The organism is Streptomyces daliensis (assembly GCF_054782395.1).
Genome location: NZ_BAAGSO010000030.1, coordinates 122,009 through 135,253 on the forward strand (window position 1 = coordinate 122,009; position 13,245 = coordinate 135,253).

The window sequence follows — 13,245 nt, forward strand, 5'->3', positions numbered from 1 at the left end:
GGTGCTCACCCGGCGATCATAAGAGGGGCTCTGGTGGACCGCCCGCCTTGCGTGCACACTGCGGACAGGGGTGTAGGGCAGCAGGGCAGGGGGTACCCGAGCTGCGATGATCTGGTGGGAGGCAGACAGTGGCGGAGCCGGAGTTCGACGCTACCGGAGTGGAGATACGGCGGATGCTCCGTTCGCTCACCCGGGCCGGGCACGTCCTGGTCAGGGACGGCCAACTGGTGCTGATGACGAGCTATGGCAGCGAGATCGACAGTGCGCCTCTGGACAAGGTGCGGATCAGCGGCTATGGGCTGCGTGACCGTGCCATGGCCACTCTGGGCGGCACCCGCTATCTCCTCCAGTTCGGCCTCGGACACCGTGAGGGCCTGCTGAGCGCGGTGCGCACGGCGCGGGCGAAGGCCGCGGCCGAACGTGGTGTCCTGGGGCGCTGAACCCTGGCGGGACGACAGGACGGCGGGACCGACGGGTTCCGCTTGAGGGCCCCGCGTTGCGCGGCTGTACGTGCCGACTCATTCTGGATCTGTGCCCTACGTCACATCTGATCCTTTTGTCGCGCTCGCGCTCGAAGCCTTCCGCGCCCTCCGCAGGGAGCCGTAGTGGTGATCAGTCGAACCGCCAGCCCCAGCAGGCACTGCGCCGTCGAGTTCCAGGCACTCCCGTCCCGTATCGGGCAGGTGCGCAGGATCGTCGGCGCCCAGTTGCGCTACTGGCACCTGGACCCGCTCATCGACCCGGCGACCCTCGGGGTCACCGAACTGCTGGCCAACGTGCACCGGCACGCGGGCCCCGACAAGCACTGCACCGTCGAGCTGGCCTTTCTCTGGGACCGGCTGACGGTCTCCGTGCGGGACCACGATCCGAACCTGCCGCGGGTACGGGCCGCCGACTCCCTCGCGTGCAACGGGCGCGGGCTGGCGATGGTCGCCGCGCTCAGCGCGAGCTGGGGGATGCGCGCCCAGCAGGACGGCTCGGGGAAGGTCGTGTGGTTCACGCTGCCCGCGGCCTTCTCGACGTCGCCGACGTCGCGCAGGCGCCAGGGCGCCCAGGCGCCCGGGGGGCCGGGAAGCGTGGCCCCTGCCCCGTCCCCGCCCGCCGCCATGGCCCTGGAAGGGGCCGCGACGGGACCGGTCACCGGGCCCGGGCAGAGTGCGAACGGGTCCGGCGGGGCGGTGGCCGCCACCCCGTGAGGGGGGGGCGGCCCCGGCCGCCGCCGCGACAGGGGCGCGGGAGGCTACGGCTTGCCGCTCTCGCGGCCGTGCGCGCTCTCGTTCAGCACGGAGAGGCGCCGCCAGTACTCGTCCTCGTCGATCTCGCCCGAGGCGAAGCGGTGGTCGAGCAGACCGAGCGCACCACCCGGTCCGCTCGGACCACCCGGCCCGTGCTCACGCGGCGCGTCCGCGCCCGGGGCGCCCCGCCACGGCCGTCCGGGCCGCCCCGCGCCGCGCCAGACCGTGCGGCGCAGCAACATCACCGCACCGCCGATGACGGCCGCCCAGACCAGCGGGAAGAACAGCACCCACGGCCCCGGTCCCCCGCTCTCGTTCCACTGCGCCAGTGTGTTCATGGCGGTTCAACTCCTCGGTAGCGACGGCCCTGCCGTCTCCTGTGCTTCCTTCGCTACCGAGACTCGCGCGCGCCGCGTCCCGCGTCGTCGTACGCCCAGCGGCTCTCGCACTACCCCGCCGGGAGTACGGGGCGGCCCGGGGGACTCACCGCGCCTGCCCGTGCCGCGAACCCCGCGGCCCCAGTTCGCGGCGCATGCACACGCGGGGCCACCGGTCCAGCCCCGCGCCCGCCTCGTGGGCGCGTATCCGGCGCAGGCCCGGGGTCAGTTCGGACTCCGGGAGGCGGCGGAAGCCGCAGCGTTCGTAGTAGGGCGCGTTCCAGGGGACGTCGCTGAAGGTGGTGAGGGTGAGCGCGGGGACGTCGTCGGCCGTCGCCAGGGACGCGACGTGCTCGATGAGCGCGCGGCCGATGCGGCGGTGCGCGCTGGCGGGGTGCACCGAGATCTGCTCGATGTGCACGTTGCCGTCGACGGGTTCGACCATCACGTACGCCACCGGCGGCCCGTCCCCTCCCCCTGGCCCCCAGCGCGGGCCGGGCCCCTCGCCGTCCTCCGCCACCCACAGGGATCCGGCCCGCGCGTAGTCGCGCAGGACGGCGAGCGGCGGCGGCTCGTCCTCGGCGACCGCGTGCATGCCCAGGTCGCCGAAGGCCAGGCCCGCGGCCCGCTCGATCTCACGCAGGGCTTCGAAGTCCCCGTCCCTCCCCGGTCTGATGCGCATGGAGCTATCCTCCCAGCGCCCCCAGCGGGTCATCGAGCACCGGCTGCCAGGCCAGTTCGGCCGCTCCCACCAGGCTGGCGTGGTCGAGGGAGCTGGCCAGCAGGGGCACGCTGCCGCTCCTCCCCCACAGGCTGCGGTCGGCGACGACGGCGCGCAGCCGGTCGCCGTCGGCCTCCACCAGGGCGCGGTGCAGTCCGCCGAGGACGACGCGGTCCGGGTTGAGGATGTTCACCAGTCCGGCGAGTCCGAGTCCGAGCCGGTCGATGAGGGTGCCGACGGCGGCCCGCACGTCCTCGCTCGTGGCGTACTCGGCGGCGATCAGCTCGCGGGACTGGTCCAGCAGCGAGACCTCGGGTCCTGGCGGGCGCCCGGCCGCCTCCAGGAACGCGAGGGGGTCGGCCTCCACGTCGAGGCAGCCGCGGCTGCCGCAGTGGCAGGGGCGCCCGCCGGGGTCGACGGTCAGATGGCCGACCTCCAGTGCGAGCCCCGAACTCCCGGTGTGCAGGCGGCCGTCCAGGACCAGCGCGCCGCCGACGCCCCGGTGCCCCGTACCGACCACGAGCAGGTGCTGCGCCCCGCGCCCCGCGCCGTGCCGGTGCTCGGCGAGGGCCGCGAGGTTGAGGTCGTTCGCCGTGAAGCCGTTCGCCGTGGTCTCCCCTGAGGGGCCAGGGACGCGCGCTTCGGCGAGGCACTGGTTGAAGACGTCCCGCACGGGCACCCCCGCCTCCCAGGCGAGGTGGAGCGGGTTGAGCGCGGTGCCCTCGGGCTCGGCGACGGCCGAGGGCACCGCGAGTCCGGCCCCCACGCAGCGCCGCCCCGTCTCCCGCAGCAGCCTGGCCCCTTCCTCGACGACCTCGCGCAGCACGCTCGCCGGGTCGGCCTCGACGGTGCCGCAGCCGGGCGCCGTCGCGACGATGCGTCCGCCGAGGCCGACGAGCGCGGCGCGGAAGCCGTCCGCGTGCACCTGCACCGCGAGCACGACGGGCCCGTCCTCCCGGACGGCGAGCCGGTGCGAGGGGCGGCCCTGTGCGCCGACGGCGGCGCCGGGCCGCGAGTCGACGGTGATCAGCCCGAGCGTCTCCAGCTCCGCCGCGACCGCGCCCGCCGTCGCGCGGGTCACGCCCAGCTCGGCGGTGAGCACGGCCCGGGTGGGCGCCCTTCCGGTGTGGACGAGTTCCAGCGCCGGGCCGAGGGCGCTGCGGCCTCTCTCCAGCTTTGTTGTACGCGTGTGGGTCACCCCCCTATTCTTGCTTTGTGCCGACACTGAACAAAATACGGTCGGCGCTGACCGGTGCGATGGGGCGCGGCAGCACTTCCTCTCCCCTCGCGGCTCTCCCCGCGACCGACCCGGTTCTGCGCCGTCTCCGTATCGCCCTCACCGCGTTCTTCGCCCTCGACGGCTTCATCTTCGCCGGGTGGGTCGTCCGCATCCCCGCGATCAAGGAGCAGACCGGGGCCTCTCCCAGCGCCCTCGGTCTGGCGCTGCTCGGGGTCTCCGCCGGGGGCATGGTCACCATGATGCTCACCGGACGGCTCTGCCACCGCTTCGGCAACCACTCCGTGACCGTCGCCTCCGCGCTGCTGCTCTCCCTCAGCGTCGCGCTGCCGCCGCTCACCCACTCGGCGCTGGCGCTCGGGCTGGTGCTGCTGGTGTTCGGCGCCGCGTACGGCAGCATCAACGTGGCCATGAACGCGGCGGCGGTCGACGTCGTGGCCGCGCTGCGCCGTCCCGTGATGCCCGGCTTCCACGCCGCGTTCAGCCTCGGCGGGATGCTGGGCGCGGGTCTTGGCGGGCTGATCGCGGGGCAGCTCTCGCCCACCCGGCACCTTCTGCTGCTGACGGTGCTGGGGCTGCTGATCACCGCCGTCGCGGCCCGTCCGCTGCTCGCGCACGCCGCTCCCCCGCCCCCGGAAGCGCGGCCGGAAGGACCGGGCGGGGAGCCCGCGCGCACGATGACGGGGCGCACCCGCTGGCTGGTGATCGTCCTCGGCCTGATCGCGCTGTGCACGGCCTACGGGGAGGGCGCCCTCGCCGACTGGAGCGCGCTCCACCTCACCGACGACCTGGGCGCGGGGGCCGGGGTCGCCGCGGCCGGGTACTCGGTCTTCGCGCTCGCGATGACCGTCGGACGGCTGTCGGGGACCGCGCTGCTGGAGCGGCTCGGGCCGGTCCGCGCCCTGGTCGGGGGCGGCGCCATGGCCGCCGCCGGCATGCTGCTGGGCTCCCTCGCACCCTCGGTCTGGCTGGTGCTCACCGGCTTCGTGATCACCGGGCTCGGGCTGGCCAACATCTTCCCCATCGCGATCGCACGCGCCGGGGCCCTCGCGGGCCCGAGCGGCGTCGCCGCCGCTTCCACGCTCGGCTACGGCGGCATGCTGCTGGGCCCGGTCGCGATCGGCTTCCTCGCGGAGTGGTTCTCGCTGACGGCGGCCCTGACCACGGTGGCGCTGCTGGCGGGCGTGGCCGCTGCCGTCGCCTATACCACCCGACGTGCGGTACTGGCAGAATCCCGGCCATGAGAACCGCTGACTTGCTCACCGCGCTCGAAGGCGAGGGCGAACTGTTCGCGCGCGCCGTGGAATTCGCTGGCGCGGACGCCGAGGTGCCGTCCTGCCCCGGCTGGCGGGTCCGCGACCTGACGCTGCATCAGGGCCAGGTGCACCGCTGGGCCACCCGCTACGTCGCCGAGTCGCTGACCGAGCGACAGGGCTTTGACGAGGTGAAGGTGGCCGACGAGGAGGTGGCCGACTGGCTGCGGGAGGGCCATGCTCGGCTGGTCACGGCGCTCAGGGAGGCGCCCGAGGACCTGGAGTGCTTCACCTTCCTGCCCGGCTCGCCCTCCCCGCTGCACTTCTGGACGCGGCGGCAGACGCACGAGACGACCGTCCACCGCGTCGACGCCGAACTCGCCACGGGCGGCGCCCTCTCCCCCGTCGCGCCCCGCGTCGCGGCCGACGGGATCGACGAACTGCTCACCGGCTTCGCCACCCGTGCGCGCACCAGGTTCCGCACCGAGACCCCGCGCACACTGCGGCTGCGCGCGACGGACGTGCCCGAGGCGCCCTGGGCGCTGCGGTTCTCCGACGCGCCGCTCCAGGTGACCAGGGAGGACGAGGGCGCGGACGGCCCCGGCCCCGGCCCACTCGACGGTGGCGACTGCGAAGTGAGCGGACCCGCCGAGCTGCTCTATCTCGCCCTGTGGAACCGGCGCTCCTTCGACGGGCTGACGGTCGAGGGCGACGCCTCCCTCGCGGAGCTGTGGCAGGCGACGGCGCGCGTCTGACCTCGGGCCCGGCCCGGCCCGCAAGGTGCGCGGGGCGGGCCGGGCGGATCACGTCGGATCAGGGCACGTCACATCAGGTCAGCGTCAGGGTCCGCTTGAGCGACGCCTCCGCGCTGGTGCCCGCGTAGACCTCGAACTCGCCCGGCTCGACGCGCAGTTCGCCGTCCGGGTCGTTGGTGTGGAAGCCCAGGTCCTCGGCGCCGAGCGCGAAGGTGAGGGTGCGCGACTCGCCCGGCTTCAGGGTGACCCGCTCGAAGCCGCGCAGCCGCCGCACCGGCTGGGCGAGGCTGGCGACCTTGTCGCGGACGTAGAGCTGCACCACCTCGTCCCCCTTCCTGCGGCCCGTGTTCTCGACGCGGACGGTGGCCTCGACCTCGCTCCCGCCGCCGCGCACAGAGGACGCGCTCGCGCTCGCCGCACTCAGTTTCAGGTCCGAGACCTCGAAGGTGGTGTAGCTGAGCCCGAAGCCGAACGGGTAGAGCGGGCCGTGGGGCAGGTCGAGGTACTTGGACGTGTACTTGTTGTCCGGGTCGTAGGGGCGCCCGGTGTTCTCGTGCGCGTAGTAGTACGGCAGTTGGCCGACGGAGCGCGGGAACGTCGCGGGCAGTTTGCCGCCGGGGTTGACCTTCCCGAACAGCACGTCCGCCACGCTGTTGCCGCCCTCGATGCCGCAGTGCCAGGCGTTCAGGATGGCCGGGGCCTCCTCCGCGATGCCGGAGAGCACGAGCGGGCGGCCCGCGAGGACGACGACGGCGAACGGCTTGCCCGTCTTGGCGATCTCCTTGATCAGCCGCTCCTGCACCCCGGGCAGGGTGATGTCGCTGCGCACGGCCGCCTCACCGCTCTGGGCCGCCTTCTCACCGACCACGACGACGGCCACGTCCGCCTTCCGTACCGCCGCCAGCGCCTTCGCGAAGCCGCCGGTGTCCTCACCCTCCACCTCGCACCCCTTCGCGAAGGTGACCTTCGCCCCTGGCGCCGCCTTCTTGACGCCCTCCAGGACGGAGACGGCCGGGTACTTGCGCGCGCCGGGGCCCGCCCAGGTGCCGTGCAGCTCCTGGGTGTCGTCGCCGAGCGGGCCGACCACGGCGATGGCGCCGGTGCCCGCCTCCAGGGGGAGGGTGCCGTCCTCGTTCCGCAGCAGCACGGCGGAGCGGGCCGCGGCCTCGCGTGCCGCACGGCGCGCGGCTGCGGTCGGGTCGCCGATCTGCCCGTCCTCGTCCGCGTAGGGGTTCTCGAAGAGGCCGAGGCGGACCTTGATCCGCAGGATGCGGCGCACGGCGTCGTCCAGCCGGTCCCGGTCCAGCTTGCCGGACTCCAGGAGTTTCTTGCCGTGCTCCGCGTAGGTGGTGCTGACCATCTCCATGTCGACGCCCGCGCCGAGCGCGAGGCGTGCCGCGTCGGCGCCGTCGGCGGCGACACCGTGCGGGATCAGCTCCTGCACGCCGTTGTAGTCGCCGACCACGAAGCCGTCGAACTCCAGCTCCTCGTGGAGGATCTCGCTCAGCGTGTGCTTGTTGGCGTGCGCCGGGATGCCGTTGACGGTGTTGAAGGAGGCCATGACCGTGGCCACGCCCGCGTCGACGGCCGCCTTGAAGGGCGGCAGCGCGATGTCGCGCAGCCGTCGCTCGGAGAGGTCCACGGTGTTGTAGTCGCGCCCGCCCTCGGGGAAGCCGTAGCCGACGAAGTGCTTGGCGCAGGCCGCGAGCCGGTCCTTCGCGCTGTAGTCCTCGCCCTGGTAGCCGCGCACCTTGGCCGCCGTCAGCCGGGCCGTGAGGTACGGGTCCTCGCCGCTGCCCTCGGCCACCCGGCCCCAGCGCGGTTCGCGGCTGACGTCGGCCATCGGCGCGAACGTCCAGTGCACGCCCCACGAACGGGCCTCGCGCGCGCTGACCTCGGCGTCCGAGGCGACCACTCCGGGGTCGAAGCTGGCGCCCTGCGCGAGGGGGACGGGGAAGGTGGTGAGGAAGCCGTGGATGACGTCGAGCCCGAAGACGAGGGGGATGCCGAGCCGGGACTCCTCGACGGCGACGCGCTGGAGGTCGTTGCACTCCTTGGCGCCGACGATGTTGAGGACCGAGCCGAGCCGTCCCTCGGCCGCCGCCTTGCGCGCCGCCTCGTTCTGGCCCTCGCCAGGGCCCGTGTCGGGGTTCCAGGTGAGCTGCTGGAGCTGCCCGAACTTCTCCTCCACGGTCATCCGGGCGAGCAGGCTCCGTACGCGCCGCTCCGTCTTCGGGTCCCGTGCGGCGGCCCGTCGCGCGGCACGGGACGCTCCGGTACCGGGCGCGGCGGGCGAGGCCGGTGCGGCGGCGGCCGTGCCCGCCGGCGGGAGAGCGGTGGCGGACGAGGCCAGGACGGCCGCTCCCGCTGATGCCTTGAACACGCTGCGACGGCTGACGTTCCCGGCCACGTGAGTCTCCTTCGACTTCGACAGAGGCGTTTCGGCAGAGGCGTACGGAAGATGCACCAGGCAACTTGAGTGATCGCAGTCAAACCCGGAGGCGAGAGAGGGGTCAAGGCCTGAACACGCAGTCCCTCACCGGCCAGCCGAACGGACGCACCTCTTCACCTCCTGAAGCCAGTACGTGCCCCGCGCATGAGGTGTGCCCGTCCCCGCGTACGGGGAGACGAAGGGGACGGGACCAGGAACCCCGGGGGGAGGCACCCGATGACCGGTACCGGATCGGGAGCGGGCGCGGGCACAGGGCCGGATGCGGGGCCGGATGCGGGAGCGGACCCGGGCGCGGACCCGGCCTCACCGCACGGGGACCCGGACACCCCAGGGCGGCCCGGCGCTGGGCCCAGGACACAGGCCGAGCGGGACGCGACCACCGTCGAGATGGGCTTCGCCGTCGTCACAGGCGGACTCCTCGCCGCGCTGGCCTACTTCGCGCTCGCCCTCCCCGTCGCCCTCGCGCACCCGGCGGAGCCGGGGCCCTGGCTGCTGGCCGCCAAGTTGACGGCGGTCACGGTGTTCGCCGCGCGCGTCGCGTACGTACTGCTGCGCTGGCGCCACCGGGCCCGTCAGCCGAGCCAGCCGGGCCGGACGAGCCCCGACTCGTAGGCGAGCACCACCAGTTGGGCACGGTCGCGGGCGCCCAGCTTCACCATCGTGCGGCTGACGTGGGTCTTCGCGGTGAGCGGCGAGACGACCAGCCTGCGGGCGATCTCCTCGTTGGACAGCCCGATGCCCACCAGTGCCATCACCTCGCGTTCGCGCTCGGTCAGCTCGTCGAGCCCCGCGGCGGCTGTGGGCTCCTTGGAGCGGGCGGCGAACTCGGCGATGAGACGGCGGGTGACGCTCGGAGACAGCAGCGCGTCGCCGTGCACGACAGCGCGCACGGCCCGCACCAGTTCCTCGGGTTCCGTGTCCTTGACGAGGAACCCGGAGGCGCCCGATCTGAGCGCCTCGAAGACGTACTCGTCCAGCTCGAAGGTGGTCAGCATGACGACCTTCACCTCGCTCAGCGACGCGTCCGCCGTGATGCGGCGGGTGGCGGCGAGCCCGTCGAGCAGGGGCATGCGAATGTCCATCAGGACCAGGTCGGGGCGCAGTTCGCGCACGAGCGCCAGCGTCTCGTCGCCGTCGGCCGCCTCGCCCGCGACCTCGATGTCGGGCTGCGCGTCCAGCAGCGCGCGGAACCCGGCGCGGACCAGGAGCTGGTCGTCGGCGAGCAGTACGCGGATCACGGTGTCTCCCTCTGCGGGCGCGCCGGGTCGGGGCGCGCCGGGGCGTGCGGTGGGCCGACCGGCGGGTCCGGCGGGTCCGGCGGGTCCGGCGGGCCGTCCGGCCGCGGGGCGGCGTCCGGCGCCGTACCGGCGGGCGTCAGCGGGAGGCGCGCGACGACGCGGAAGCCGCCGTCGCCCCGTGGCCCCGCCTCGACGCCGCCGCCGAGCGCGGACGCGCGCTCGCGCATCCCGACGAGCCCGTTGCCGCCGCCGGTGGGCCCGACGCCGTGAGCCGGCCCCTCGTCGTCGACGGTGAGTTCCAGCTCGCGCTCCCCGTAGCGCAGGCGCACCAGTGCCGTGCGGGAGGCGGAGTGGCGCACGACGTTGGTCAGGGCCTCCTGGACGACGCGGAACGCGGCGAGGTCGGCGCCCGGCGGCAGCGGGCAGACGGCGCCCTCGGTCTCGGTGGTGACGCTCAGGCCCGCGCCCTCGGCCTGGTCGGCGAGTTCGGGCAGGCGGCCGAGGCCGGGCGCGGGGGCGCGGGGCGCGTCGCCCGGGGCGCGGAGGGTGTCCAGCACCTGCCGCACCTCGCCGAGCACCTCCTTGCTGGCCGCCTTGATGGTGGTGAGCGCGGTGCGGGCCTGGTCGGGGTCGGAGTCGAGCAGCGCGAGGCCGACGCCCGCCTGGACGTTGATGACGGAGATGCTGTGGGCCAGCACGTCGTGCAGCTCGCGGGCGATGCGCAGCCGCTCCTCGTCGGCCCGGCGCCGCTCCGCCTCCCGCGCCTCAGCCCTGCGGCGCAGCCACTCCTCGCGGCGGGTGCGGGCCAGCTCGGCCGCGGTCACGATCACGGCGGCCCAGGCGAGGATGAACAGCTCGGAGCCCCAGGGCGCCGGGCCGTCGCCGGAGGGCGGCAGCCAGCGGTAGAGCCAGTGCCCGGTCACCAGGTGGCACGCGCAGAAGGCGCCCGCCGCGCCCCAGGCGGCGTAGCGGCGCCCGGAGACGACGGCGGAGAAGACCGCGACGGCCACGCTGACGAAGATGGGCCCGTACGGATAACCGGCGGCCAGATACACCGTCGCGACGGCCGAGGTACCGAAGGCGACCGTGCCGGGCCAGCGGTGACGGAGCATCAGCAGCACGGGTCCGAGCACGAGCAGCACGCGCGCGAACGGGTCGAGCGGCACGCGGTCGCCGAGCTGGTTGGCGGCGGCCACGTTGGAGCCCACCAGTTGGAGGATGAGCAGCGCCAGCGAGGACAGCCACGGCAGCGCCCTGTCGGCACGGGGCTCCTCCAGCCACCGCCGCCAGGGCGGGGACCAGGGAGGGGGCCAGGGGTGCCGGGGGTGCCGGGGGGGTTCGTCGGCGCGCGGAGCAGCGGTGTGCCTGTCGTCGCCGCGCGGGTCGGCCGGGCGCGGGGCGCCGGTGCGCTCGCGGGGTGCGTCGTCCGGTTCGCGGAGAGCGCGTGCCGCGCCGCCGTCCTTCGCCACGGGTTCGGGGCCGCCGTCCTCACGGCGCCGGGGCGGGCCACCGCGCCCACGGAGGGCACGGAGGCCGCCGGAGCTGCGGAAGGCTCGGCGGGGGTTCATGACGTCACGCTAGCCCCGCGCGGGCCGGGGCCGCGTCGACCGAGCGCAGTGATCACGCGTACTCCCCCGGGAGTACGCCCCGCTCCCGCCGGGCCCGCGCCGCGAACAGCCCCGCGCGGGCGTCGGCCGTCACCGCACGAGGCCCACCCCGCGTGCCAGTCCCGTGACGGCGTGGTCGAAGAAGACGCCCCTGTCCGTGACGACGTTCTCGAACTGGCCGAACAGCTCGAAGCTCAGCAGCCCGAAGAGCTGTGCCCAGGTCGCGGCCAGTTCGGCGGCGACGGCCGGCGGCAGCTCGACCCCCGAGACGGTCCAGCAGACGGCGTGCGTCATCGCGTACGGGCGCTGGCGCGGCGTGCGTCGCGTCGGGCTCGCGGAGCGCACCGGCGGCGTACGCGTCACGGACCACGGTGAACAGCGCGAGCCACACCCGCGAGGCGGGGCCCGTGGTCGACTGCGGCGCCGAGTAGCCGGGGACGGGCGAACCGTAGATCAGCGCGTACTCGTGCGGATGCGCCAGCACCCACTCGCGCACGGCCCGGCAGACCGCCTGCCAGCGGGCGAAGTGGGAGGCCGGCGCCTTCTTCGACGGGGTGGGCCCCGACTCGTCGGACGCGGAGCTGCTCGCCGCGGCACCCAAGCACCGTCTTCCGCATCACCGTTCTCGACGGTGACGCGGAAGACGGGGGCGGGGCGGGCCGGGCGGGGCACACCGCTCCGTAGCGGCGACGCGGCCGACCCGTCGCGCCCGTACCCGCCTCCACATCCGCGTCCACATCCGTGTCCGCACCCGCACCCGCACCCGCGTTCGCGGAGTGCGCTACGCGCCCGCCTTGTCCAGCGTGTCGAGCGCGCGCCGCGCCACCGGCCGGTTCCGCACGATGTCGGCCAGCGAGGTGGCGCCGCGCGTGAAGTCGGCGAAGACGTTCCAGGCGGGCCGGAAGCCCGTGAGGGCCGTGTGGATCATGGCGGGGCGCCGCGAGAAGATCCGCAGGAGCCGCCGTCCGACCCCCATCTCGACGCCCAGCCCGGCCTTGATGGCGAAGGCGTAGTTGAGGGCCTGGCGCCTGGCATCCACGGCGTCGTGTGACTCGGCCACACGCACGGCCCACTCCCCCGCCAGCCGCCCCGAGCGCAGCGCGAACGAGATGCCCTCGCGCGTCCACGGCTCCAGCAGCCCCGCCGCGTCCCCGCACACCAGCACCCGCCCGCGCGAGAGCGGGGAGTCCTCCGAGCGGCAGCGCGTGAGGTGCCCCGAGGAGATGCTGGGCTCGAACCCGGCGAGCCCGAGCCTGCCGATGAAGTCGTCCAGATAGCGCTTGGTGGCCGCGCCCTCGCCGCGCGCGGAGATCACGCCGACGGTGAGGGTGTCGCCCTTGGGGAAGACCCATCCGTAACTGCCGGGGAGCGGGCCCCAGTCGACCAGGACCCGGCCCACCCAGTCCTCGGCGACGCTCGGCGGTACGGGGATCTCCGCCTCCAGGCCGAGGTCCACCTGGTCCAGCTTCACCCCGACGTGGGCGCCTATGCGGCTGGCGCTGCCGTCGGCGCCGACCACGGCACGGGCCAGCACCGGCTCGTGCTCGCCGGAGAGCACGACGGCGACGGTGCGGCGGTCCGGCACGTTCGGGCCGTGCTGCTCGACGCGGGAGACGGTGACGCCCGTCCGTATCTCCGCGCCCGCCTCGACCGCCGACTCGACGAGGGCCTGGTCGAACTCCGGCCGGTTGATGAGGCCGAACAGCATGTTCCGGGAGCGGCGGGTGCGCGTCAGCCTGCCGTTCAGCGAGAAGGTGACGGCGTGCACGCGCTCGCGCAGCGGGAGTTCGAAGCCGGGGGGCAGGGAATCGCGCGAGGGGCCGATGATGCCGCCGCCGCAGGTCTTGTAGCGGGGCAGGGTGGCCTTCTCCAGCAGCAGGACGCGACGGCCCGCTACGGCGGCGGCGTACGCGGCGGATGCCCCGGCCGGGCCGCCCCCGACCACGACCACGTCCCAGACGCGCGCCTCGCGCCCCGCCTCGGATCCCTCTGCGGGCTCTTCCCCGGGCTCCGCCTGCTCCCCCGGCTCCTCCGAGGCGCCCCGCTCCTCCGAGACCGCCGGAAGCTCACCACCGTCGGGGGCCTCAGCGCCGTCGGACGCCTCGGCACCGTCAGGGACCTCGGCACTCCCGGACACCTCGGCACCCTCGGACACCCCGGCACCGTCGGGAGTGCGCCCGGTGTCCGGACTGCTCCCGTTCTCGCCCCGTTCGGTGCCCCGGTCCTCTCCTCCGGCTGCGTTCTCGCTGCTCACGATGTGCTTCCGCTCCCGCTCGACCTCGGCTCCGGTATGGCCGTCCGCATCCTACGGCGCGCCCTCACCGGCCCATGCTGTGGGAGGATCGGCGGCACCGACTCGTACGCATGTGC

General features: G+C 74.5%; 12 protein-coding genes and 1 pseudogene. 5 read left to right on the forward strand and 8 right to left on the reverse strand.

The window, feature by feature from the left end; genetic code table 11:
* Window positions 1-128 precede the first annotated feature (128 nt).
* Together ACYVOO_RS07585 and ACYVOO_RS07590 are read left to right on the forward strand one after the other, a co-directional pair.
* Window positions 129-440: a hypothetical protein gene (locus ACYVOO_RS07585; RefSeq protein ID WP_453348631.1), complete on the forward strand. Its 312-nt coding sequence runs from the start codon at window positions 129-131 to the stop codon at window positions 438-440.
* Window positions 441-608: 168 nt separating this feature from the next.
* Window positions 609-1,196: an ATP-binding protein gene (locus tag ACYVOO_RS07590; RefSeq protein WP_461014853.1), complete on the forward strand. Its 588-nt coding sequence runs from the start codon at window positions 609-611 to the stop codon at window positions 1,194-1,196.
* 44 nt (window positions 1,197-1,240) lie between these two features.
* On the opposite strand, the gene ACYVOO_RS07595 is transcribed toward ACYVOO_RS07590, so the two are convergent.
* The 3 genes from ACYVOO_RS07595 to ACYVOO_RS07605 form a co-directional block, all read right to left on the reverse strand.
* Window positions 1,241-1,573, reverse strand: coding sequence for an SHOCT domain-containing protein (locus ACYVOO_RS07595; RefSeq protein WP_461014854.1), 333 nt, complete (start codon window positions 1,571-1,573; stop codon window positions 1,241-1,243).
* Window positions 1,574-1,718: 145 nt separating this feature from the next.
* Window positions 1,719-2,294 (reverse strand): GNAT family N-acetyltransferase, encoded by a 576-nt coding sequence (locus ACYVOO_RS07600; protein ID WP_461014855.1) that lies wholly within the window; start codon window positions 2,292-2,294, stop codon window positions 1,719-1,721.
* 4 nt (window positions 2,295-2,298) lie between these two features.
* Window positions 2,299-3,531, reverse strand: coding sequence for an ROK family protein (locus ACYVOO_RS07605; protein ID WP_461014856.1), 1,233 nt, complete (start codon window positions 3,529-3,531; stop codon window positions 2,299-2,301).
* Window positions 3,532-3,548: 17 nt separating this feature from the next.
* On the opposite strand from ACYVOO_RS07605, the gene ACYVOO_RS07610 reads away from it, so the two are divergent.
* Together ACYVOO_RS07610 and ACYVOO_RS07615 are read left to right on the forward strand one after the other, a co-directional pair.
* Window positions 3,549-4,814, forward strand: a complete 1,266-nt coding sequence (locus tag ACYVOO_RS07610) for an MFS transporter (protein WP_461014857.1) — start codon at window positions 3,549-3,551, stop codon at window positions 4,812-4,814.
* Complete coding sequence (locus tag ACYVOO_RS07615; RefSeq protein WP_461014858.1) at window positions 4,811-5,578, forward strand: maleylpyruvate isomerase family mycothiol-dependent enzyme; 768 nt, start codon at window positions 4,811-4,813, stop codon at window positions 5,576-5,578. The genes ACYVOO_RS07610 and ACYVOO_RS07615 overlap by 4 nt, the downstream gene beginning before the upstream one ends.
* A 73-nt stretch (window positions 5,579-5,651) precedes the next feature.
* Here ACYVOO_RS07615 and ACYVOO_RS07620 read toward each other — a convergent pair whose 3' ends face one another.
* Window positions 5,652-7,775 (reverse strand): glycoside hydrolase family 3 N-terminal domain-containing protein, encoded by a 2,124-nt coding sequence (locus tag ACYVOO_RS07620; protein WP_461014900.1) that lies wholly within the window; start codon window positions 7,773-7,775, stop codon window positions 5,652-5,654.
* Window positions 7,776-8,246: 471 nt separating this feature from the next.
* On the opposite strand from ACYVOO_RS07620, the gene ACYVOO_RS07625 reads away from it, so the two are divergent.
* Window positions 8,247-8,642 (forward strand): DUF6332 family protein, encoded by a 396-nt coding sequence (locus tag ACYVOO_RS07625; RefSeq protein WP_461014859.1) that lies wholly within the window; start codon window positions 8,247-8,249, stop codon window positions 8,640-8,642.
* Here the strand turns inward: ACYVOO_RS07625 and ACYVOO_RS07630 are convergent.
* The 4 genes and pseudogenes from ACYVOO_RS07630 to ACYVOO_RS07645 form a co-directional block, all read right to left on the reverse strand.
* The gene (locus ACYVOO_RS07630; protein ID WP_461014860.1) at window positions 8,603-9,268 is read right to left on the reverse strand and encodes a response regulator; all 666 of its coding nucleotides are present in this window, start codon (window positions 9,266-9,268) and stop codon (window positions 8,603-8,605) included. The two genes, ACYVOO_RS07625 and ACYVOO_RS07630, sit on opposite strands and share 40 nt — an antisense overlap.
* On the reverse strand, window positions 9,265-10,836 hold the full coding sequence (locus tag ACYVOO_RS07635) for a sensor histidine kinase (protein ID WP_461014861.1): 1,572 nt from the start codon (window positions 10,834-10,836) through the stop codon (window positions 9,265-9,267). Before ACYVOO_RS07635 ends, ACYVOO_RS07630 begins: the two co-directional genes overlap by 4 nt.
* A gap of 129 nt (window positions 10,837-10,965) precedes the next feature.
* Window positions 10,966-11,395: pseudogene (locus ACYVOO_RS07640) on the reverse strand (TetR-like C-terminal domain-containing protein); the annotation flags it as partial.
* A 261-nt stretch (window positions 11,396-11,656) separates the two neighbouring features.
* Complete coding sequence (locus tag ACYVOO_RS07645) at window positions 11,657-12,826, reverse strand: geranylgeranyl reductase family protein (RefSeq protein ID WP_461014901.1); 1,170 nt, start codon at window positions 12,824-12,826, stop codon at window positions 11,657-11,659.
* Window positions 12,827-13,245 lie beyond the last annotated feature (419 nt).

What these genes read in the sequence shown, in the direction of transcription:
- ACYVOO_RS07595 (WP_461014854.1), bottom strand. Translation starts at nt 1,573, where the DNA reads ATGAACACACTGGCGCAGTGGAACGAGAGCGGGGGACCGGGGCCGTGG.
- ACYVOO_RS07600 (WP_461014855.1), bottom strand. Translation starts at nt 2,294, where the DNA reads ATGCGCATCAGACCGGGGAGGGACGGGGACTTCGAAGCCCTGCGTGAG.
- ACYVOO_RS07615 (WP_461014858.1), top strand. Translation starts at nt 4,811, where the DNA reads ATGAGAACCGCTGACTTGCTCACCGCGCTCGAAGGCGAGGGCGAACTG.
- ACYVOO_RS07620 (WP_461014900.1), bottom strand. Translation starts at nt 7,775, where the DNA reads ATGACCGTGGAGGAGAAGTTCGGGCAGCTCCAGCAGCTCACCTGGAAC.
- ACYVOO_RS07625 (WP_461014859.1), top strand. Translation starts at nt 8,247, where the DNA reads ATGACCGGTACCGGATCGGGAGCGGGCGCGGGCACAGGGCCGGATGCG.
- ACYVOO_RS07635 (WP_461014861.1), bottom strand. Translation starts at nt 10,836, where the DNA reads ATGAACCCCCGCCGAGCCTTCCGCAGCTCCGGCGGCCTCCGTGCCCTC.